The organism is Undibacterium hunanense (assembly GCF_014284335.1).
GTDB classification, from domain to species: domain Bacteria; phylum Pseudomonadota; class Gammaproteobacteria; order Burkholderiales; family Burkholderiaceae_D; genus Undibacterium; species Undibacterium hunanense.
Map to the genome: position 1 here is coordinate 38,459 of NZ_JACOGF010000023.1, position 20,827 is coordinate 59,285.

A 20,827-nucleotide genomic window follows, 5' to 3' on the forward strand; every position below is an offset into this window, starting at 1 on the left:
GACACAGAAATGGTCAGGTCGATACGTTGGTGTGCTGGTGTGCATGTGTCTAAGCTGCTGCTGCCGTCTTCACCAGCGGTATTGTGCAGAAAGCGTCACTTGCCGTGGGTCGCCGTAGTTGCAATAGCCATTACCGCATTCGACGATATACGATTTATCTGTCAGATTTTTGACATTCAATTTGAAACGCCATTTGTCCACGTCGTAGCTCACACCAGCATCAAACACATGAAACGCCGGGACTTCATATGGTGCATTCGATGCCAGGGCCTTGCCCACATAACGCATGCCCATACCCAGTTTCAGTTTGGGGACGCCCAAATCGGCAAACTGATAATCGGCCCAGGCAGAGAATTGATGCGTTGGGGTGTTTGCCTGGCGCTGACCGACGACATCTGGCTGGGTCGGTCCCGCTTTGGTGGTCTTGGCATCGGTATAGGTGTAGGCGGCAATCAGTTGCAGGTTACGGGTCAGGTCGCTTTTGGCTTCCAGTTCAAGGCCACGCGCGCGGATTTCACCGGTTTGTATTGAATAGTTATCCGGGTCTGCCGGGTCGGGTACCTGTACATTGCTTTGAGTCAGTTGATACATTGCTGCAGACAGCAGGGTATTGCTGCCAGCAGGCTGGTAACGTACACCGAATTCATATTGCTCGCCCTTGGTGGGTTTGAAGCGCGCACCCAGTCTGTCGGTACCACCTATGGGCTGGAAGGATTGGCTGAAACTGATGAAGGGTGCCAGGCCATTTTCAGCCAGGTATACCAGGCCTGCCCGACCAGTAGTGGACGTGGTTTTGTCCATGTTCCATGCAGGTTCAAAATAGTCTGACTGATCAATCTTCACACTGTCATGACGCGCGCCCAGCAACAGTACCCAGCGCTGATCAATTTTGATCTGGTCTTGCAGATACAGGCCCAGGGCACGGGTGTTCTCGCGGTAACCATCTTTACCGTCATCGCCATATGGTTTTGCGCCGTAGACGGGTTTGAACAGATCCAGCGGCGCGATCAACGCATACCGGCGGGTACGTTGCGCATCGGAAGAACTGCCATCCACACCCAGTGTCAATTGGTGGTCGATAGAACCTGTCCTGATCTGTGATTGCAGGTTGGCATCGAAGGTCCATGCCGTTACTTTTTCCATGCGCCTTGCAAAATAACGGGTCAGGGTGCGCTGATCATCCTGAAGGCTGTCTCTGCCAGCATAATTCCAATCCAGATCAACCTGATTGCGTCGCAGTGACAGATTGATTTTATTTTGTTCGTTGAATTGATGCTCCAACAACAAGGTGGCAGATTTGTGTATATCTTTTCTGTTATCCAGTGGCTCGCCTATGCTCAGTCCCCTGGGCAGAACACCATTTTTATTTGGTAGCAAAGAACCTTCCGGTGGCAGGCCCCATTGACGGTTCAGCTTGCTTTCCTGGTAGTGGGTAAGTAAGGTCAGTTGCGTAGAATCAGCAATTTTCCAGTTCAGCGCGGGGGCAATATAGAGCCTGTCATTGGGTACAAAGTCAATGAAGCTATCACTCTTGCGATTGAGCAGGGTCAGCCGGTAAGACAGGCTGCCTTCTTCATTCAGGCTGCCGCTCAGGTCGGCGGTTGCTTCTACCCGGTTATAGCTACCTACCTCCAGGCCAGCTTCGTGCCAGGTCTCCGCTGATGGGCGTTTGGTAACCAGATTGATCAGGCCACCCGGCTCTGTCGCGCCATATAGCAAGGATGCTGCACCACGCAAGATATCTACACGTTCCAGTCCATAGGGTTCTTGTGTGCCGGTGAAGGTATTGCTGGGCGAACGCAAGCCATCACGGCGTATGCTCGAATTATCTATTTGAAAGCCACGCAGTATCAGATTATCGGTATCCCGGTAACCGTTGGTTTGCGCGCCCACACCCGGTGTGTAGCCGATGACATCGCGAATGGATTTCGAAGCCTGGGCCTGTATCTGGTCACTGGTGACTACCGATATGGATTGTGGTGTCTCGACCAGCAAAGTATCAGTTTTGGTTGCGCTTGCGCTGCGTTTGGCAACATAGCCATACACCGGGCCCCAGGCTTTTTCTTTATCGGCAGATGCGCTCACTTGCACATCTGGCAGTGCGGATGCCGGGCTGGCAGCGGCATTTTCAGGAGCAACCGCTTGAGGCCGCAATACATAACCACCATTCTCCAGGCGAACAGACTGCAAGCCTGTACCACGCAGCAGTAGTGCAAAGGCTTCTTGCGCAGTGTATTGGCCGTTGATGCCTGCCGTGGTTTTGCCGTCAGTCTGATCTGCCGTAAAAGTCAGCGGTACTTCTGCCACGCTGGCAAGATGACGCAATGCAGGTGCAAGTGCTCCTGCTGAAATGTGGTAGGCCTGTCGTACGGTCTGTTCTTGCCTTGCAACATTCGCTTGTGCCATGGCGCTGCCGGGTACACTGCCGGCAATAACAGCCATGGCGGCAATTGCCGATGCAATCGCCTTTGCCATACCTTTCGTCTTGATGCTATGCGATGTATAGGCCTGTTTAAATTGTGTCCGTTTGCTATGCGGACATGGCATTGTAATTTCCCTGGACTGCATGGTCTTCTCTCAAGTTAATGGCTAAAAATAAAGCGTTCACTTGTTAGGTGCCGCGAGAAATGAAATCGGGCAGAAGAAATTGGATTATTTTTCAGAGAAATGATTATCAGGGGTAAAAAAAGATAATTTCCTCATAGAGGGAACTGAAAAAGTATCATCAGGCAGGTGCTATCGTCACCCAAAAGCGGGTAAACGACATCACTTTGACCGGCAGGGAATTGGGTAGCATGTTGAGGATGCTTTCAACATCTTTGAGTGGCAACACGGCAGAAAGCCGTAAATCAGCTACGGCTGGATCACATCTCAATACACCTTTCCGGTATCGGCCCAGATCCGCCACAAAGTCAGCCAGCCGCATATCATCTGCAATGATCTGGCCACGCACCCAGGCCGCAGCCTGCTCATCAGTGGATTTGAGCTTGCCAAAGCCATGCCGGGTAAAGGATACACCCTGGCCAGTCCTTACTACCTGCGAAGAACCTGGTGTTCCCTCAGGGGTAATTTCTACTGCATGTTCCAGCACTGTAACCGCTGTGTGGTCCTCATATTGGCGCACCGTAAATTGTGTGCCAAGCGCACAAATGTTGCCATCGTTGCTAGCTATCACGAACGGTCGTTCATTGGCGTTGATGTGACCTGTAACTATCATGATTTCACCAGCCACCAGACGCACCAGGCGGCGTTTGCCATCAAAGCTTACATTGATGCTGCTTGCGGTATTGAGCGTGATGCGGGTGCCATCTGCAAGACTTATTTCGCGTTTTTCACCAACACCGGTATGGTAATCGGCTGCCAGTTGTTGCCAGGTTTGCGTTTGTGACGTAAACAGGCCAGCTACGCCGGTACCACCCAGGTACAGCAAAATTTTCATGGCTTTACGACGGCTTGCATGGGTATCGCTATCCGCCATTGTTTCAGCTGCATATGGTGACAGGCTTTTGTAAGCAGCGCTTGCCTGCAGCTTGCCAAAACGCCCCATTACGCCTTCAATATGTTGCCATGCGCGATTGTGGTCGGGGTGTGCGTCGCGCCATGCCTGCCAGCGCTGATTGTCAGCCTCCGTCATTTCTCCTGACATATGCAGCGTCAACCATTCGGACGCCTGATCGGCAATGCCTGGGTCAAGTGGTTTGCCGCCCACAATGATGGGCGCTGGTGTAATGGCATTGGCCTGAGATGACATCATGTCAGGCGGCCAGTGCAAAAAGGCATTGCCGGTTGGCGCGGGTAAGATATTGCTTGACCGAACTGCTTGAGACCTTCAGACGCTCGGCAATTTCTGCGTAACTCAACTCTTCCAGATGCGCCAGAAGAAAAGCTTCTTTCACTGCTGGTGGCAAGCCATCCAAAGCCATATCGATCTGTTGCAAGGCCTCAAGTGCCAGTAACTGCAATTCAGGCGAGGCTGCAACCGGCTCAGGCAAGGCAGACAGGGCATCCAGATAGGCAGATTCCAGCAGTTGCCGCCTGTGGCGGTGCGCCATCAACCTGCGCGCAATTGTGGCAAGAAAGGGTCGCGGTTCAAGAATATCTGCCGCCTGCTCATTCTTGAGTATGCTGACAAAAGTGTCCTGTGTCAGATCTGCCGCTTCGAATGAATCCCCCAACCTGCGGCGCAGCCACGTCTGCAGCCAACCTTGATGGTCACTGTAGAGAATATGCATTTGCTGCCGCAAGCTGAAATCGTTGACTGACATGACACTGTTTTCAAACAAGGTGCCAGGCACCAATTAAACGTTAATGAGAATTATTCTCATTTTAGCGCATGTTATTGCGAGTGTGCAATTTTTGTCTTGGGCAGGAAAGTAATGCATAGGGGATGGATATTGCAGACTTCAGAGGTTGCCGCCGCAATACCAGTTTTCAGATCAAAAGATGCTTGTTGATACAGCTTGCCGACCAAGCCACATTTGATTTCAACGAAATTATCATCGGGGAAAATCAACGTCGTTACGTCGAATAGCAAGAAACCATAGACACGAAGGTAAAACGTCAATGCGATGAGTGGCGGTGCTTGAGCTGATACGCAAAATGGAAAACTGGACATCAACGTAGTGCGCCAAGATTGGCTCATGACCAGGAGAACGTACACAGTATTTTTACAGACTCTCATCGACGCCTGTTGTTGGTTTTAATTTCAGCCAGAAATATGCCAGTTTGAGCATGTCTATGGCGATTTGGTGAAAAAAGATTTCTCGATTTCCGTGCAAGGAGAGTGTGCACTTGCAACGTTCTCTAGCCTTGCCGGGTTGGTGCTTGTGGTATGGCATCTTCCAATGTTGGTTTCCGTGCTTGTGATCAGGTCTGCATTCTAATAAAGGACATTCGCCACTCGATGGCTGACTTACCTATAACCCTGTCAACGCTTCGCGAGGTGTCACATATAGCTCGAAGACAAAATTATTCACTATTTTTATATTGTCAGAGGGCACTCCCCATTTCTCCTGGTCGGCCTTCCAGCGTATGACAAAATAATATGCACTTTCGAGTATTTTGTTTGTCAACTTACCTAGCAAATCGTTGCACGTTCCTTTTCTTCACTAAGCTGTGACGAAAACACTCCTAATAATATGACCTCGAAAGGAAATAACAGGTGTTTTCTGTTAGACTCAAAAACCTAATACTTGTAAAAAATAATATCAAATTGCAGCCAGTAGTCTACCGCTAACCTCAGCTCCCAATCCTATGACTGACCTTCCAGAAATTGTCCAGAACGGCACCGCCGCAGACGTTGAGGTTGAAATTGATGACCCTAATTTAGGCATTACTCGTCCATTTGACCCGGATAAAATTAAAGTTAATACGATCCCGGCGCTAATTGATGGCATTATCAAACGTATTGATTTTAAAGAAATTGACTTGGCACCGGCCTTTCAACGCAAAGCTAGATTGTGGGATATCGGCCGTAAAAGCAGATTGATCGAATCATTGTTATTAAAAATTCCTTTGCCAGTATTTTATGTGGCATCGGATGGCGAAGATCGTTGGTCGGTGGTTGACGGTATTCAAAGGATGACGACTATTTATGATTTCGTAAAAAATGTATTTGTCTTGCAAGACTTGGAGTATCTGACGAAATTAAATGGATCGACCTTTGAACAATTACCGCGGCCCTTGCAACGCCGGATTGAGGAGACTCAATTGATTATGAATTTAATCCAAGATGGTACTCCTGAGGAGGTAATGATCAATATTTTCAAGCGAATTAATACTGGTGGTATGGAGTTGACAGCACAAGAAATTCGAAATGCATTGAACAAAGGCGTGGTTCGGGAGTTTTTGCAAGAAGTTGCCAAGGCAAGAGAATTTTCAACAGCCACAACAAATCCAGTAAATGACACGCGCATGCAGGCGCAAGAGATGGTATTGCGGTTCTTTGCCTTTTATTTACATCCTTGGCAAGAGTATGCGAGTAAAAATGATGGTTTGGATAAATTTTTGACACAAACAATGCGTGAATTAAATACCCTTTCAGAAGCAGAAAGGGGTGATCTCGATAAGAAATTCAGACAAGCAATGGATTGTTCGCGCGCTATTTTTGGCGGTGACACTTTTCGTAAGCCGCAAATGGATGGCCGTAGAAAACCCATTAACAAAGCATTATTTGAAACTTGGAGTGTTAATTTGGCTCATTGCGCGCCAGAGCAACAGGCAGATTTGATTTTAAAAAAAGACATACTGATCGATAGTTTCAAACACCTAATGGAAGATGATGAATTTAATACTTCAATTTCATCGTCAACCGCAGCTTCCACTCGAGTTGAAATACGTTTTTCCAGGGTCGAACAACTAATTAAAGAGACACTAAAATGATTTCTGAAATTCGACTTGCCAATTTTAAATGCTTCAAACAACTCTCATTGCCATTGGGGATGTTCACGTTGTTGACGGGTTTGAATGGCATGGGTAAAAGCAGTGTTATTCAAAGTATTTTATTAATGCGGCAATCATGGCTTAGTGGAGACTTAAAAACGGGTCGTTTGGCACTGAATGGTGAGTTGACCGAACTTGGTACAGGTTACGATGTTTTATTTGAGGGGGCAGACGCTGACCAAGTTGGAATTGGCTTAAACGCGTATACTAAAACCGAAGCTGGCATGTCTTCGAAAATTGCGATAGATTTTTGGTATTCCTATGACCAGAAGTCAGATCGGCTTACTTCAATCTTACCTGATATAGCAGTTAACCGTGAGATGAAAAACATACTTTCATCGTCGCATTTTGAAACGGTGCAGGAGTTAATTCAGGATCCGGCCAGTTTAGCTACCCTAAAAATTATTGCAAGCACCGAAGAACAGGGATTACTTTGGCAGGGCATTTCACAGCTTCAGGCGCAAGATCAATGGATAAAAGCCGTCGAACGTGAGGCAATATCACCATTTGGAGGGCAATTTCACTATGTTTTTGCAGAGCGTTTTGGTCCACGTAAAATGCTCCCACTGTCTGAGACACATGTTAGGGGGGAAAATCTTGGCTTGCATGGCGAGTATGTATTGCATTTTTTGCTCGAATATGGGAAGAAAATTCTACTTGACCACGATGATCCTCGCTTGTTCTCTAAACCAGAAATTCCTCGTAGTCTCGAAGCCCAAGTAGATGCGTGGCTGCAAGAAATAAGCCCCGGTAGCCATCTGTCGATTGAGGCAATTAGAAAGGCTGATTCGGTACTGAGTGGGTTTGAGTTTGATCGGCCTGGTGATATAAAGACACGTGCATTTCGTGCCACCAATGTCGGTTTTGGGCTGAGTTACGTGTTGCCAGTCATAGTAGCACTGTTGTCGGCCGAAAAAGGTGCTATGGTTTTGTTAGAAAATCCTGAAGCTCATATGCATCCACGAGGTCAAACACGGCTTGGGCAATTAGCTGCTCGTACTGCTGCTGCGGGTGTGCAAGTGATCATGGAAACGCATAGTGACCATATTATGGATGGTGCGCGAATTGATATCCGTCAAGGAGGCATAGGGAGATTAGCAGCGGCTCACGCTGCTTTCCACTACTTTGAACGTGAAGGTGCAATGGCGAAAGTAACTAGCCCCAATATAAGCGACGATGGCAGACTTGATAATTGGCCAGCCGGATTTTTTGATCAACACGATGAAAATTTGATTGAGCTATTGGCACCCAAAACTAAAGGATAAGCGATGCGCGAAATGATCTTCAACGAGGCGTCGCTTACTCCCGCTTCTTGGACAGTTGAAAAGGCAAAAACGTCATTGGTGAACATGGCGCAAGGCATGATTGCATTAATTGCGAAATTAGGCTTGAGTCAACGACTAAGATTGCCGCGTGAAATGCCTGAAATTAAAGTGGCTGGTGACGAATCACTCTATTCATTGTTGGTGATTTTAATACGTAATCCAAACACTAAAGCAGAGGCTCGTTTCTGGATGGGGCTTGCAACTAAAGCACCTCTGCTTTATGGTCTTCCCGACGATGTTAAAGACCGATTCTTAGGATGCGAGCCTGCGATGGAGATTACGACTGATACTAATGCGCTTGTCTTATGCGCAATTCAATGTGCGATTGCAATTTCTTTGCCAACTGTCACTGAGTGGGAGCGCGATCAGCTAACCATCAGATTTAAGGAATTATTGTGTGATGGTAGTGTCGAGGATGTGTCTGAAATAATTGATAACTTGGCGGGAACAAAGCAAGCAGAAGGAATTATTTCCAGATATGAAGTGCAAGCATCTCATCAATTGACTAGCGCGACATTTTGGGAAAAACGCGCCGAAGTATTCCCCTCGCTTTTGTTTGGACTTGATGTCGAGAGGCAAATAGCGGATATTGGTGAAAACCAATTTGAAACAATTAAGGGGTGTTTAAGTGATTTGAATATTACAGCAAAAAACTGGCATCAGAATCATGCACTGGCGTGGGGGCGGAAAGTGACGCAAGAAAGCAATAAAACCATGAACAACCCCAGTTTAGCAAGATTTCGTTATTTCAAAAATCAACATGGTGTTAGTCAATTATTTGAGTGGCATGCCCGCTTTGGCAGTTCAGGGCGAATTCATTTATTTCCAAATTTTACTGACCATACGATTGAGATTGGTTATATAGGACCACATTTGCCACTCTAATTTGTAGGCTGGAAGGCAGGCCAAAGCTGGGAGGTTCGCGAAGCGTTGCAACTTCTATATTATATAACTCAGACGCCAATTTTTATTCTATAAGCATTATCTCTAGATGTATGCCTCCACCATTTGCCGGCGTGTAAGGCTTTATCCCCAGGTTTTGCGCGTTTGATCTAGATATTTGAGATTGGTTTGGCAAGTTTAGACATTTTTCGTCCATGAGGTTAATAGCTTCCATCCATGGATTTAAGGATGGATGCAAAAGTATTGGATGTAGATAGACGATATAAGATTGAATTAAACAAAAACCCCGCTCAAGCACAAGGCTAAAAGCGGGTTTTTTGTATCCAGCAGATCGCTCTGCCAGAAAATTCTGGTGGTGATAGGTGGACTTGAACCACCGACCCCAGCATTATGAGTGCTGTGCTCTAACCAACTGAGCTATATCACCAAGAAGCCTGCGATTATGTCAGTTTGGACTTGGGGTGTCAATACTTTGGGCCTTATTTTGCTGGAAGTCTCTCCCGTTTTGGCATAAAAAGCAATGGTTTTTGCAGTTTTGTCGGGTTTCTGCCTGGCGTTGGGTGGGGCTTGTTGCCTGGCTTTGGCTGCGTTGGTGACTTTTTAGTGGCTTTTTTAGTGGTTATTTAGTAGCGGGTTTTTGGCGGTTTAGTGTCTGTATTGCGAAGGTGTGGTGCTGGCTTATATTGTCAACGCCTGCCGCACACTGGCCATGATCTGCGCCTGGGCGTCGGCTGCCAGGCAGTCGATGATGATGCGGTTTGGCATGGATCTTAACCAGGTGACCTGGCGTTTGGCCAGTTGGCGGGTGGCGATGATGCCTAGCTCGCGCATTTCTGCCAGGGTGGTTTGTCCATCCAGATAATCCCATGCCTGGCGGTAACCTACGCAGCGTATGGATGGCAGGTTGGCGTGCAGGTCTGGTCTTTGTTTGAGCGCTTTTACTTCATCAATAAAACCTTGCTTGAGCATGGTGTCAAAACGCAGGGCGATGCGTTGGTGTAGCACGCTGCGGTCGGATGGTTCCAGTGAGATGGCGTGCATGTCGAACGGTGGGGCGGCGCGTTCCTGTTTGGCCAGCAGGGCGGACATGGGCTGGCCGGTGATGGCGATGATTTCCAGTGCGCGTTGTATGCGCTGGCTGTCTTGTGGCTTTAGCCTTGCTGCGGTTTCCGGGTCTAGCGTTGCCAGTCTTGCGTGCAGGCCGCTTATGCCTATGCGGGCGGCTTCGGCATCCAGTTCTGTACGTATGGCGGGGTCGGCACCGGGCAGGTCGTCCAGGCCATCCATCAGGGCTTTGAAATACATCATGGTGCCACCCACCAGCAGGGGCAGCTTGCCCCTGGCCTGTATGTCGCTGACCAGTCTTTGCGTGTCTTTGCGAAACTGGGCGACGGAATAGGATTCTGCGGGGTCGATGATGTCGATCAGGTGGTGTGGTACGGCGGCCAGTTCTTCGGCGCTGGGTTTGGCTGTGCCTATGTTCATGTCGCGGTACACCAGGGCAGAATCAACGGAGATGATTTCTGCCGGATAGTGGCGCGCAATTTCCAGCGCGGCGGCGGTTTTGCCTGAGGCGGTAGGCCCCATGATGGCTATGACTTTGTTCGTCAGGGTAGTGGTGGTATTCATACGGTGTGTTCTGCCGGGATCATGGCGGGTAAGACGCGTGCCGCGATAAAGATCAGGCTGCCCATGCTGCAGGCGATAATGGCCAGCGGGTAGACCGTGCCATTATGTGTGCCACCAACGATGGTGCCAACGATAAAGGCCACCAGCATGTACAGCGCGCCCATCAGCCCCGCAGCAGTGCCAGCCTGTTGCGGAAAAGGCGAGACAGAATTGGATTGCGAAATAGGGAAGTTGATACCATGTGCGCCCATGGTCATGAACATGACGGGCGGTATCATGGCCCAGTGCTGCATGCCTGCCAGTACCATGGCCAGGAAAATTGCGCCCGCAGCCAAAGACAGGCTGCTGCCTATGCGCAAGGTGAGTTTGGTGCCAAAGCGCGCATGCAGGCGACGGCACACCACGGTGCCACTTAAGTAACCTGAAACGCCAAAAGCAAAACAATAACCAAACCAGCCAGTGGGCAGGGCCAGCACCTTGATCAATACAAACGATGCGCCAGAGATAAACACAAAGATGGACCCATACGACAAGGCCCCCGGCAAGGCATAGGCCCAAAACAGCGGCGAGCCCAGCACGATGCGGTAATTGCGGGCCAGCCCAGACAGCTCAGTGGCTTTGGGGTCTTTGTATAAATTGGTTTCTGGCAGGCGGGCAATGACCATGATCAGCAGTGCTGTCGCCAGCAGGGCATGCACCACAAAGGCGGCGCGCCAGCCCAGGTGCACCTGCAAAAATGATCCCAGTATAGGCCCCAGCAAGGGCGCGGCGGATACCCAACTGCTGGCCTTGGAAATAACCCTGACACTGTCTTGCGGCGCATAGGCATCGCGCACGATAGCCCGGGCGATGATGACGGCAGAGCAGCAACCCAGTGCCTGCAAGAAGCGCGCAAAGATCAGCATGCCTATGCTTTGTGATGCGCCACACAGCAGGCTGGCCAGTAAATACAGGCTCAGGCCCGCGATGACGACAGGGCGACGGCCATACCGGTCAGACAACGGGCCTATCACCAGTTGCGCGCCACCAAAGCCTGCCACAAACAATGACAGCGTCAGTTGCACGGTGGATGCCGGCACGGCAAACACCGTGGCCAGGCTGGGCAGGGATGCCAGGTACAGGTCGGTGGACAGCGGTTGCAGCATCAGGAAGACCGCTATCAGAAAAAATAGCGGCGCTGCCTGAAAGCCGGGTATGGCCTGGGCTGGTTCAGTCATGGTGTGGCAGGGTGTTGGTCATGGAGTCACGGGGCCATGCTTGTTACTGACCACGCAAGAACATTTTGTCGAGATCATTCAAGCCTAGTTGTACCCAGGTTGGCCGGCCATGGTTGCACTGGTCTGAACGTTCTGTCTGTTCCATCTGGCGCAGCAGGGCATTCATTTCAGGTACGGTCAGGCTGCGGTTGGCGCGCACGGCGGTATGGCAGGCCAGGGTGCCCAGCAATTCATTGCGTCTGTCTATCAACACGCGTGACCCACCAAATTCGCGCACTTCACGCAAGACATCTCTGGCCAGTGACTGGGCATCGGCATTCTTCAACAGGGCAGGCACGGCGCGCACCGCCAGGGTAGTTGGGGAGATGGCGGCCATGTCAAAGCCCAGGGCCTTGAGCGTATCCTGATGTTCTTCCACAGTACCGACTTCAATCGCATCCGCAAAGAAGGTCACGGGTATCAGCATGGGTTGCACTGGCATGCTGTTTTCATCGAGAGCATTTTTTAGCTGCTCGTACAAAATGCGTTCATGGGCGGCATGCATGTCGACCAGTACCAGGCCCTTGCTGTTTTGTGCCAGTACATAGACGCCATGCAATTGGGCGAGGGCGAAGCCTAATGGGTAGTCGTCATCCGGCAGGCTGTTGGCAACTTGATTGGCGGGTGCGAAATTGGCCCCTGCGTAGTTGGCCCCTGTCTCATTGACGCCTGTGCCATTTGCATTGGGACGAAAGAAAGCGCCATAGCTTTCCATACTTTGTGTGACGTTACCATTTGGCTGAGGGCGGTAGGGATTTTGGTACGCATTGCCGTAGCCGCTGCCATTGTTTCCACCTCCGCCACCGGCATAGGGCGATGGATTGGCAAATTGTGCTGAAAAAGTGGTTTGTTCGCCGGATACCCACGCATTTCCTGTGCCGGATGGCGTTGCGATGCCAGAGCCAGCAGACATGGGGCCGGGGACAGTGCCAAATGAGGTCGCCGATGTGTGCGCCAGTGCCCGGCTGACTGCATGAAACACAAACTGATGCACGGACCGGCTATCACGGAAGCGTACTTCTATCTTGGATGGATGCACGTTCACATCCACCAGCGCCGGGTCCAGATCCAGCCCCAATACATAGGATGGATAACGATCGCCGTGCAAAACGTCTTGATACGCAGCGCGCACGGCATGGGTCAGCAACTTGTCGCGTACAAAACGGCCATTGACGTAAAAGAATTGGGCATCGGCGCGTGCCTTGGATGCTGTTGGCAAGCCAACAAAACCATGTATGCGCAAGGGGCCAGCACTTTCATCGAGCGACAGGCGGGCATTTGAGAACGCTTCGCCCAATATCTGCGCGCTGCGCTTGTCGATGGCGCTGACATTCCAGTGGTCGACGGCCTTGCCATTATGGCTTAATGAAAACGAAACATCGGGCCTTGCCAGGGCAATGCGGCGCACGATTTCTGCGCAATGTCCAAATTCTGTCTGTTCCGACTTTAAAAACTTTCGTCTGGCCGGGGTGTTGTAATACAGGTCTTGCACATCCACGGTCGTGCCTTGTGCGCCGGATGCAGGTGAGACCTTGCCGTTTTCTATTTGCCAGGCATGTGGGGCATCGGCCGTGCGGGTGGTCAGCGTCAGCAATGATACCGAAGCGATGGAGGCTAAAGCTTCGCCACGGAAACCCAGGGTAGCCACATGTTCGAGTTCATCCAGACTGGCGATTTTGGAGGTGGCATGGCGGGCCACCGCCAGCGTCAACTGGTCTGGCGGGATGCCACGGCCATTGTCGGTAATGGCAATACGCTTGACGCCGCCTTCTTCAAGACGGATGACGATATTGCTGGCACCGGCATCAAGGGCGTTTTCCAATATCTCTTTGACAACGGCAGACGGCCTTTCCACAACTTCGCCTGCGGCGATCTGGGAAATCAGATTGTCCGGCAGTGCCAGTATGGGGCGATAAGTAGCAGAGTTAGAATTCATGACATGATTATACCTGTCAGTGCGTCTCAGACATTGCGGTCTGGTGTATGATTGCGGCGGCTTCGTATTGACCCTGGGATAATAATGGATTTTATGCAACTCCTCGACATGATTCTGCATGTCGATAAAATGCTGGGCACTGTCATTCAGCAATATGGCACCCTTGTTTATTTTGTGTTGTTTGCCATCGTGTTTTGCGAAACGGCATTTGTGATCTTCCCTTTCCTGCCGGGGGATTCCCTGCTGTTTATTGCCGGTACATTTTGTGCCACCGGGTCGATGAATGTATGGTTATTGATCACTTTGCTGGTGATCGCTTCGATTACTGGTAACTCTATCAATTACTGGATAGGCAGTATGATCGGTCACAAGGTGCTGGAAAAAGACTATCGCTGGATAGATCGCAAGGCGCTGATGAAGACCCATGAATTCTATGAAAAACATGGCGGCAAAACCGTGGTGCTGGCGCGCTTCATTCCACTGGTCCGTACTTTCGCGCCATTTGTGGCAGGTATCTCGGACATGACACACAAAACCTTCCAGCTATATAACGTGCTGGGAGCCTTGCTGTGGGTATTCAGCGTGGTGCTGTCTGGTTATTTCTTTGGTAACATCCCGTTCATACGCGATCACCTGAACGCGATTGTCCTGATCGGTGTTGGTGCTGCCGTGGTACCTGTTGTGCTGGGTGCATTGTGGAAGCTGTTTCAGAGCACGCGCAAAACCAGCTAATCTGTTTTACTTTTGCTTGACTGTAGCTTCACTTCGCTAGGGGCATGATGTAATGGATTCCACCATCATCTGGTTGCAGGCCAATGCCCCGATGAAGCCCTTATTGGGCCAGCCTTGCAATGGTTGTGGTGTTTGTTGTGCGGCAGAACCCTGCCCGGTGGCAAGGGTCTTTTTATGGCAGTTACGCGGCAGTTGCCTTGCGCTGGAATGGCATGCCGACGTACAGCAATACCGCTGCGGTATGTTGGTACAGCCCGCGACGTATTTGCGCTGGCTACCGACAAGCTGGCAAGCCTGGTTTGCCAAGCGCGTCAGGCGCTGGATAGCAGCAGGTACAGCCTGTGATTCGGACGCCCTTGCTGCCAACGGTGCCCTGTCAGAAGATCAAACCTGAATACAGATTACTGGCATTTGTTTGTACTTATCTGAAAATTACCGGCAATACCCACGCACACACCAGTGCCACGCCGGCATTGCCTGCCACCAGTATCTGGGTCTGGCGCATGTCTGGTTTCAGGGTACCTACATTAATTTCTGACTTTAACGCACTGGCGATGCGATCCACTTTTTCGTCCTGCGTGGTTGCGCCTTCAGTAGACGTTTTTTCCATCACGCGGGTGACGATGGAAATGAAGTCAAACTTTTCAAGCAGCTTGTCGAAAATCGCCTTGTTGATCGTTGATTGCTGGCTGATACTGGTAATCACGGCGCTCAGCTTTTCATGAATGGCGCCACCTTTGGCCTGGGTGCTGTCCAGCAACTGCGGATAAGTATCTGCCAGTTTGCCGACGACAAAACGGCTCAGGTCATCACCATGTTCATCCATAATAAAATGCAGGGCGGTGGCCGTACCCTGTTTTTTTCCCATGATGAAATACACCACGGGTGATGCCAGGGCCATCAGCAATAACAGTACCCAGGGTACGGCACTGCTGTTTCTGCCAGCAGAGCTGGAAAAGAAAATCAGCAAAAACAGGTTGAAGACGATGCCAAAGGCGGTGTAAGCGATGATGCGCGTGGACAGTTTGACGCCTGCTGCTGCGGTCACATTCAAAATACTTTTAATTGCCATGCTGGTGTCCTGTTGCGGTGGCAGTGCCTTGGCCTGCCCATTGTTGGAGAGTGGATGGATTGCCAACAAATCATAACATACCGACAATTCAGCCTCGCCAATTCCACCTCGACAGCCGATAGTCGGTGGGCGTTAGCGCGTCATCAGCATCAAGCGAAGCGCCAAGGTTACCAGCACCGTCGCCAGCAGCCAGGCTTGCAGTCTTGCTGCGTACGCATGCCTTACCAGTACACCGCGCATGACATGGCCAAAGCTGCCCAGCAATGCGTGGAACAGGCTGCTGATCAGCGTCAGTACCAATCCCAGCAACAGCAGTTGTTGCACTACCATGCCGTTTTGTGTATCCACAAATTGCGGCAAAAACACCATGAAGAATAACCAGGCTTTGGGATTGAACAGACTGTTCAGGCTGGATTGTACAAATACCGTTCGCAAGGAAAATGCGGCCACACTGGCCTGCATCACCATCGCAGGACGACGCAAGGCCTTGTAGGCCAGCCACAATAAATACAGCGCCCCGGCATAACGCAACAGATCAAACGACGGTGGCCAGGCTGTAATGACGGCAGTAATGCCGCTGGCCGTCAGTACTGTCAGTACGATGTCGGCAGCACCTATGCCCAGCGCAGCAGCGACGCCACCACGCACACCATATTGCACGCCGCAAGTCATGACAAAGGCCATGTTGGGGCCAGGTGAACACAGTAAAAATAAAACCGCAAGACTAAAGGTAGCAAGCGTGCTGAGGCTGATCATTAGCGCATCCTGGAAATGAGACTGGCCATGATTGCCAGAAATAAAAACGCAGTGTAGTCTTGTGACTTAATACAGTAAAAAAATTGTTCTAGATACTTTCCATGGCTCTGGCGCGTTATAAATCCATCGTCGATGATTTTGCCCTGCGCATAGGCAATGGCAGTCTGCGCCCCGGTACACAGTTACCCACACTGCGAAAACTGATGCAGCAACAGGGCATTGCCCTGGCGACGGCATCGCGTGTCTATGCTGAACTGGAAGCGCGTGGTCTGGTTGCCTGTGAAATGGGGCGGGGTACATTTGTACGCGATACCACACTGCCGCGCGGTCTGGGGCTGGAACAACAAACCCTGCAGGCCGGGAGCATTGATCTGGTCTTCAATTACCCAACCCTGCCCGGACAGGACGAATTGTTGCGAGAAGGCTTGCGTAGCATGGCCAGTTCAGGTGACCTGGATGCCTTGCTGCATTCAGCACCGCAAGGCGGTCGCATGCATGAAAGGCATACCATGGCCAGGCATTTGCGTAACCGTGGTTTGCGGGTACCGGCGGAACAGGTCCTGATCGTCAACGGCGCACAGCAGGGGCTGGCAATCAGCGTGCTGGGTTTGCTGATGCCGGGCGATATTCTGGTGATGGATGCGGTGAGCTTTCCGGGAATGAAAATACTGGCGCAACAGGCCAGGCTGGATGTCGAGGCATTGCCCTTGCATGACGACAAACTTGATCTGACGGCACTGGCAGCGCTATGCAGGCGGCGACCGGTGCGTGCGGTCTATGTAATGCCCAGTATGCACAACCCCATGGGGTCGGTCATGTCGGATGCCGAACGCAAGAAGCTGGCGCAGCTGGCAGCGCGGTATCGGTTTCTGATTATTGAAGATGCTGCCTATGCTTTCCTGGCAGAACCAGCGCCCAGACCAGTGTTCACCTATGCCCCGGCGCAGACTGTATATGTATCTGGTTTATCAAAAAGCGTGGCATCTGGTTTGCGCATAGGCATGGTGGTGGCACCACCAGCCTTGATACCGGCATTGGAAACGGCGATACGGGTATCGTCCGGCAACACACCATCATTGATGGTCAGCCTTGCCTGCCAGTGGATAGAAGCTGGTGTTGTTGACAAGCTGGAAGTGCAAAAACGCAAGGATGCAAGACAGCGCCAGCGGCTGGCACGCCGCATCTTGCAGGGTTGCCATATCAGGGCGCACCCCTCATCGTATTATTTGTGGTTGACGCTGGCAGATGGGATGCGGGCAGATCAGATTGCTGCTGCCCTGGCGCAGCAGGGTGTCATGGTGAGTACGGCGGATGCCTTTGCTGCCGGTACCAGTGCGCCCCAGGCTTTGCGCTTGGCATTGGGTTCCATTTCCATGGAAGCACTGGCGAATGCGCTGCACAAGGTGCAGCGTCTGTGCTGCCTATAACCCAGGCACCATCACTTCAGGTCATGCGGTTTTTTGCCAGTGGCGGGTTCTTGGCGAAATATTTCTTGATACCCTTCATGACGGCATCGGCCAACTGATTCTGATAGTCTTCATCGGTCAGCTTGGCTTCTTCTTCCGGGTTGGAGATAAAGGCAGTTTCTATCAATATGCTGGGAATGTCCGGCGCTTTTAATACAGCAAAGCCAGCCTGTTCAACCGAACCCTTGTGCAACTTGTTGATGCCGCCGATTTCATTCAGCACGACTTTACCAAGCTTCAGGCTGTCATTGATCTGTGCCGTTGTGGACAGATCCAGCAAGACACTGGCCAACTGTCTGTCATGGGTTTTGATGTTGACGCCGCCGATCAGATCGGCAGCGTTTTCCTTGTCTGCCAGCCAGCGTGCAGCTGTGGAGCTGGCACCTTTTTCTGACAACACAAACACCGATGATCCGCGTGCGCTGGAATTGACAAAGGCATCGGCATGTACCGACATGAACAAATCAGCCTGCACGGCACGGGCTTTCTGTACCCTGACATTCAAGGGCACAAAATAATCCGAATCACGCGTCAGCATGACACGCATATTCGGATGCTGCTCAATTTTGGCTTTGAGTCGCTTGGCTATCGACAGAACCACGTCTTTTTCACGGCTGCCACCACGACCAATGGCACCGGGGTCTTCTCCACCATGGCCTGGGTCAATGGCGATGGTGATCATGCGGGTTAGCTGTACCGGCTTTTCAGCAGGTTTTTCGGCCGGCTTTTCTGGTGCGGTTTGCTGCTGGATTTCTGGTCTGGCGGCGATTTTTTCGTCTGGCTTGTTGTCTGTTTTGCTATCGGCCTTAGTATCGGCTTTAGTATCGGTTCTTGTATCTGGCTTGCCGTTATTCGCCACCGCGTTTGGTGTGCCAGGTGCAGGAATACCATCCTTGTTCCATTCACCCTTTTCTATCATTGCAGCAATAGGGTCGGGCGGATTGGCTGGGTACAGATCGAATACCAGGCGGTGTTTATAATTACCCACTGGTTGCAGGGTAAATACCTGCGGGCTGACTTCTTCTTTCAGATCAAACACCAGGCGCACGACATTCGGCTTGTTCTGGCCTACGCGCACCTGTTTGATGTATGGATCATTTGATTTGATCTTGGCAACCAGTTCTTTCAGCTTGGCATTCAGTTCCAGACCTTCGATATCGACAAACAGGCGATACGGGTCTTTCAACACAAAATGACTGGTTTTCAGTTCGCTATCGTTTTCCAGCGTGACGCGGGTATAGTCTTCTGCCGGCCAGACGCGCACGGCCAGTATTTGTGCCGCATTGGCAGTGGGCGCAAACACGGATAGCAGCAGGGTGCCGCCAGCCTTGAGCAGGACACGACGTTGTTGGGAATGCACAGTAGTGCTTACCGTACTAACAGCGCTTACAGATTCGGGGCAAACTTGAGTAATGCGAGACATGCGACACCTTTGGCAGACAACGCGTGCAATTCTACCTCACGACCGTCACCGGCGACGCGCAAAAATATATTCAAATCAGGTTCGGGCAGCACGCCATCGGCTTTTTCTGGCCATTCCACCACACAAATATTGCTGTCGTTAAACTCGTCACGGAAGCCGGCCTCAGCAAATTCATCTGCACTGATCATGCGATACAGGTCAAAATGCATGATGGTGACAGTTTGCCCCTTCAGCGTAACCTGATACGGTTCGGCCAGGGTATAAGTCGGGCTTTTGACATTGCCAGCGTGCCCGGCAGCATGGATCATGGCACGTGTCAGGGCTGTTTTGCCTGCGCCCAGGTCGCCATGTAAAAAAATGCTCATGCCCGGTGTCAGTGCATGCGCCAGGCATTTACCCAGGGCCTGGGTGGCTGCTTCATTGGCGAGTGTGGTCTTATAATGTGACATTTCCTGCAAAGTTCTTATTCATGAATTCGCTAAACATAGCACATCACCCACACTCTGTGTGTACCGCAGGGGCATGTTCATGAGTCTGGACAGCGCTGCCCTGGCTGATCTGGCCGGGCAAATACGCCTGTGGGGCAAAGAGCTGGGCTTTGCCGAACTGCGTATCGGCGATGTTGATCTGTCGCATATCGAATCCAGTTTTCAGGACTGGCTGGACGCCGGTTACCATGGCGAGATGGCATACATGGCCAGCCACGGCAGCAAGCGTACCCGCCCGGCAGAACTGGTGCCCGGCACCGTCAGAGTCATTTCTGCCCGCATGAATTATCTGCCTAAAACGGAAAGCTGGCGTGCCGAAGAACAGGGCCAGGCAGCAGACAAGGCCGTCATATCCTTGTATGCACGCGGGCGCGACTACCACAAGGTCTTGCGCACCCGCCTGCAACAACTGGCCGAACGCATAGAAAAAGCCATAGGCCCCTTTGGTTATCGGGTATTTACCGATTCTGCCCCGGTCATGGAGGTGGCCCTGGCCGCAAAAGCCGGGCTGGGCTGGCGTGGTAAACATAGCCTGTTGTTGAGCCGTGAAGCAGGGTCCATGTTCTTTCTGGGCGAAATCCTGATCGATCTGCCGTTGCCAGTGGATGAACCGGTGGGCCAGCATTGCGGCCAATGCAGCGCCTGCATTGATGTCTGCCCGACCAAAGCGATTGTTGCCCCTTACACGGTGGATGCGCGCCTGTGCGTGTCTTACCTGACCATAGAATTGCACGGCAGCATACCGGTAGAGCTACGCCCCCTGATCGGTAACCGTGTGTATGGCTGCGACGACTGCCAGTTGGTCTGCCCCTGGAATAAATTCGCCCAGGCTGCCGCCGTGGACGACTTCGCCGTCCGCAACGGACTCGACAATGCCCGCATGGTGCATTTGTTTGCCTGGACCGAAGAACAGTTCCTGCGCATGCTGGAAGGCAGCCCGATACGACGTATCGGCCATGAACGCTGGTTACGCAATATTGCAGTCGGGTTGGGAAATGCAGCGTCCAGTATGCGGGGCGATGCAGAGATTGTTGCAGCCTTGCAGGCGCGCCTGGTGCATCCGTCGGAGATGGTGAGGGAGCATGTGGGGTGGGCGTTGGGGCGGCATGGGGTAGTGAGCTAGTTCATTGAATACTATGCTTACATGGCGAATTAACCGTGTTCGCATTTTCGTCGCTCCAGCGGTGTTCATTACACACTTGAGTCTTTATTCAAGCGATTACCCGTTGTAGAGACAGGCTGGCATCAGTCGATCATTGGCAGTCATAATATTGTCGCTCCAGCGCAGGCTGGAGCCCAGCGACGTTGCTTGTGTGCCGTACTTTGATTAAAAGATTGCACTTCGTGGACACAGGCCGGGTCTCGGCCCGGCGGCCGAGATACTTTCTTTTGCGTCGCCA

At 51.5% G+C, this 20,827-nt stretch carries 18 protein-coding genes and 1 tRNA gene; 7 read left to right on the top strand and 12 right to left on the bottom strand.

Features of this window, described 5'->3' with window-relative positions; translation table 11 throughout:
- Nucleotides 1–69: 69 nt before the first annotated feature.
- From H8L32_RS26390 to H8L32_RS26405, 4 genes are all read right to left on the bottom strand, one after another.
- Nucleotides 70–2,475: a TonB-dependent siderophore receptor gene (locus H8L32_RS26390; protein WP_186950852.1), complete on the bottom strand. Its 2,406-nt coding sequence runs from the start codon at nucleotides 2,473–2,475 to the stop codon at nucleotides 70–72.
- Nucleotides 2,476–2,725: 250 nt separating this feature from the next.
- A complete protein-coding gene (locus tag H8L32_RS26395) occupies nucleotides 2,726–3,751 on the bottom strand; it encodes a FecR domain-containing protein (protein WP_222619511.1) in 1,026 nt (341 codons plus the stop codon).
- 4 nt (nucleotides 3,752–3,755) lie between these two features.
- Nucleotides 3,756–4,265, bottom strand: coding sequence for a sigma-70 family RNA polymerase sigma factor (locus tag H8L32_RS26400; RefSeq protein WP_186950854.1), 510 nt, complete (start codon nucleotides 4,263–4,265; stop codon nucleotides 3,756–3,758).
- Between the two features lie 71 nt (nucleotides 4,266–4,336).
- Nucleotides 4,337–4,642: a hypothetical protein gene (locus H8L32_RS26405; protein WP_186950855.1), complete on the bottom strand. Its 306-nt coding sequence runs from the start codon at nucleotides 4,640–4,642 to the stop codon at nucleotides 4,337–4,339.
- Nucleotides 4,643–5,253: 611 nt separating this feature from the next.
- On the opposite strand from H8L32_RS26405, the gene H8L32_RS26410 reads away from it, so the two are divergent.
- Genes H8L32_RS26410 through H8L32_RS26420 form a run of 3 tightly spaced genes read left to right on the top strand, consistent with a single transcriptional unit; the run spans nucleotide 5,254 to nucleotide 8,651 of the window.
- Complete coding sequence (locus H8L32_RS26410; RefSeq protein WP_186950856.1) at nucleotides 5,254–6,381, top strand: DUF262 domain-containing protein; 1,128 nt, start codon at nucleotides 5,254–5,256, stop codon at nucleotides 6,379–6,381.
- Nucleotides 6,378–7,706 (top strand): AAA family ATPase, encoded by a 1,329-nt coding sequence (locus H8L32_RS26415; RefSeq protein WP_186950857.1) that lies wholly within the window; start codon nucleotides 6,378–6,380, stop codon nucleotides 7,704–7,706. The genes H8L32_RS26410 and H8L32_RS26415 overlap by 4 nt, the downstream gene beginning before the upstream one ends.
- 3 nt (nucleotides 7,707–7,709) lie before the next feature.
- A complete protein-coding gene (locus H8L32_RS26420; RefSeq protein WP_186950858.1) occupies nucleotides 7,710–8,651 on the top strand; it encodes a hypothetical protein in 942 nt (313 codons plus the stop codon).
- Between the two features lie 368 nt (nucleotides 8,652–9,019).
- Here the strand turns inward: H8L32_RS26420 and H8L32_RS26425 are convergent.
- From H8L32_RS26425 to mutL, 4 genes are all read right to left on the bottom strand, one after another.
- Nucleotides 9,020–9,096, bottom strand: a tRNA-Met gene (locus tag H8L32_RS26425).
- Between the two features lie 251 nt (nucleotides 9,097–9,347).
- A complete protein-coding gene (miaA, locus tag H8L32_RS26430; protein WP_186950859.1) occupies nucleotides 9,348–10,298 on the bottom strand; it encodes a tRNA (adenosine(37)-N6)-dimethylallyltransferase MiaA in 951 nt (316 codons plus the stop codon).
- The gene (locus tag H8L32_RS26435) at nucleotides 10,295–11,515 is read right to left on the bottom strand and encodes a multidrug effflux MFS transporter (RefSeq protein WP_186950860.1); all 1,221 of its coding nucleotides are present in this window, start codon (nucleotides 11,513–11,515) and stop codon (nucleotides 10,295–10,297) included. Before H8L32_RS26435 ends, miaA begins: the two co-directional genes overlap by 4 nt.
- Nucleotides 11,516–11,558: 43 nt before the next feature.
- Complete coding sequence (mutL, locus tag H8L32_RS26440) at nucleotides 11,559–13,490, bottom strand: DNA mismatch repair endonuclease MutL (RefSeq protein ID WP_186950861.1); 1,932 nt, start codon at nucleotides 13,488–13,490, stop codon at nucleotides 11,559–11,561.
- Nucleotides 13,491–13,574: 84 nt separating this feature from the next.
- Here mutL and H8L32_RS26445 point away from each other — a divergent pair, with 84 nt between their 5' ends.
- Together H8L32_RS26445 and H8L32_RS26450 are read left to right on the top strand one after the other, a co-directional pair.
- Complete coding sequence (locus tag H8L32_RS26445; RefSeq protein ID WP_186950862.1) at nucleotides 13,575–14,222, top strand: VTT domain-containing protein; 648 nt, start codon at nucleotides 13,575–13,577, stop codon at nucleotides 14,220–14,222.
- Nucleotides 14,223–14,274: 52 nt separating this feature from the next.
- On the top strand, nucleotides 14,275–14,616 hold the full coding sequence (locus H8L32_RS26450; RefSeq protein ID WP_186950863.1) for a hypothetical protein: 342 nt from the start codon (nucleotides 14,275–14,277) through the stop codon (nucleotides 14,614–14,616).
- 27 nt (nucleotides 14,617–14,643) lie between these two features.
- On the opposite strand, the gene H8L32_RS26455 is transcribed toward H8L32_RS26450, so the two are convergent.
- Both H8L32_RS26455 and H8L32_RS26460 read right to left on the bottom strand, forming a co-directional pair.
- Nucleotides 14,644–15,294 (bottom strand): hypothetical protein, encoded by a 651-nt coding sequence (locus H8L32_RS26455; RefSeq protein ID WP_186950864.1) that lies wholly within the window; start codon nucleotides 15,292–15,294, stop codon nucleotides 14,644–14,646.
- A gap of 132 nt (nucleotides 15,295–15,426) precedes the next feature.
- Nucleotides 15,427–16,050, bottom strand: a complete 624-nt coding sequence (locus tag H8L32_RS26460) for a LysE family translocator (RefSeq protein WP_186950865.1) — start codon at nucleotides 16,048–16,050, stop codon at nucleotides 15,427–15,429.
- A gap of 101 nt (nucleotides 16,051–16,151) precedes the next feature.
- On the opposite strand from H8L32_RS26460, the gene H8L32_RS26465 reads away from it, so the two are divergent.
- On the top strand, nucleotides 16,152–17,477 hold the full coding sequence (locus tag H8L32_RS26465; RefSeq protein WP_186950866.1) for an aminotransferase-like domain-containing protein: 1,326 nt from the start codon (nucleotides 16,152–16,154) through the stop codon (nucleotides 17,475–17,477).
- A 16-nt stretch (nucleotides 17,478–17,493) separates the two neighbouring features.
- Here the strand turns inward: H8L32_RS26465 and H8L32_RS26470 are convergent, their stop codons facing one another.
- Nucleotides 17,494–18,876, bottom strand: coding sequence for an N-acetylmuramoyl-L-alanine amidase (locus tag H8L32_RS26470; protein ID WP_329605235.1), 1,383 nt, complete (start codon nucleotides 18,874–18,876; stop codon nucleotides 17,494–17,496).
- A gap of 26 nt (nucleotides 18,877–18,902) precedes the next feature.
- On the bottom strand, nucleotides 18,903–19,388 hold the full coding sequence (tsaE, locus tag H8L32_RS26475) for a tRNA (adenosine(37)-N6)-threonylcarbamoyltransferase complex ATPase subunit type 1 TsaE (protein WP_186950868.1): 486 nt from the start codon (nucleotides 19,386–19,388) through the stop codon (nucleotides 18,903–18,905).
- A 79-nt stretch (nucleotides 19,389–19,467) separates the two neighbouring features.
- On the opposite strand from tsaE, the gene queG reads away from it, so the two are divergent.
- Nucleotides 19,468–20,550, top strand: a complete 1,083-nt coding sequence (gene queG, locus H8L32_RS26480; RefSeq protein ID WP_186950869.1) for a tRNA epoxyqueuosine(34) reductase QueG — start codon at nucleotides 19,468–19,470, stop codon at nucleotides 20,548–20,550.
- Nucleotides 20,551–20,827: the final 277 nt, after the last annotated feature.

Coding starts and splice junctions, on each gene's coding strand:
- H8L32_RS26390 (WP_186950852.1), bottom strand. CDS start 2,475: ATGGCAAAGGCGATTGCATCGGCAATTGCCGCCATGGCTGTTATTGCC.
- H8L32_RS26395 (WP_222619511.1), bottom strand. CDS start 3,751: ATGTCATCTCAGGCCAATGCCATTACACCAGCGCCCATCATTGTGGGC.
- H8L32_RS26400 (WP_186950854.1), bottom strand. CDS start 4,265: ATGTCAGTCAACGATTTCAGCTTGCGGCAGCAAATGCATATTCTCTAC.
- H8L32_RS26405 (WP_186950855.1), bottom strand. CDS start 4,642: ATGAGCCAATCTTGGCGCACTACGTTGATGTCCAGTTTTCCATTTTGC.
- H8L32_RS26410 (WP_186950856.1), top strand. CDS start 5,254: ATGACTGACCTTCCAGAAATTGTCCAGAACGGCACCGCCGCAGACGTT.
- H8L32_RS26415 (WP_186950857.1), top strand. CDS start 6,378: ATGATTTCTGAAATTCGACTTGCCAATTTTAAATGCTTCAAACAACTC.
- H8L32_RS26420 (WP_186950858.1), top strand. CDS start 7,710: ATGCGCGAAATGATCTTCAACGAGGCGTCGCTTACTCCCGCTTCTTGG.
- miaA (WP_186950859.1), bottom strand. CDS start 10,298: ATGAATACCACCACTACCCTGACGAACAAAGTCATAGCCATCATGGGG.
- H8L32_RS26435 (WP_186950860.1), bottom strand. CDS start 11,515: ATGACTGAACCAGCCCAGGCCATACCCGGCTTTCAGGCAGCGCCGCTA.
- mutL (WP_186950861.1), bottom strand. CDS start 13,490: ATGAATTCTAACTCTGCTACTTATCGCCCCATACTGGCACTGCCGGAC.
- H8L32_RS26445 (WP_186950862.1), top strand. CDS start 13,575: ATGGATTTTATGCAACTCCTCGACATGATTCTGCATGTCGATAAAATG.
- H8L32_RS26450 (WP_186950863.1), top strand. CDS start 14,275: ATGGATTCCACCATCATCTGGTTGCAGGCCAATGCCCCGATGAAGCCC.
- H8L32_RS26455 (WP_186950864.1), bottom strand. CDS start 15,294: ATGGCAATTAAAAGTATTTTGAATGTGACCGCAGCAGCAGGCGTCAAA.
- H8L32_RS26460 (WP_186950865.1), bottom strand. CDS start 16,050: ATGATCAGCCTCAGCACGCTTGCTACCTTTAGTCTTGCGGTTTTATTT.
- H8L32_RS26465 (WP_186950866.1), top strand. CDS start 16,152: ATGGCTCTGGCGCGTTATAAATCCATCGTCGATGATTTTGCCCTGCGC.
- tsaE (WP_186950868.1), bottom strand. CDS start 19,388: ATGTCACATTATAAGACCACACTCGCCAATGAAGCAGCCACCCAGGCC.
- queG (WP_186950869.1), top strand. CDS start 19,468: ATGAGTCTGGACAGCGCTGCCCTGGCTGATCTGGCCGGGCAAATACGC.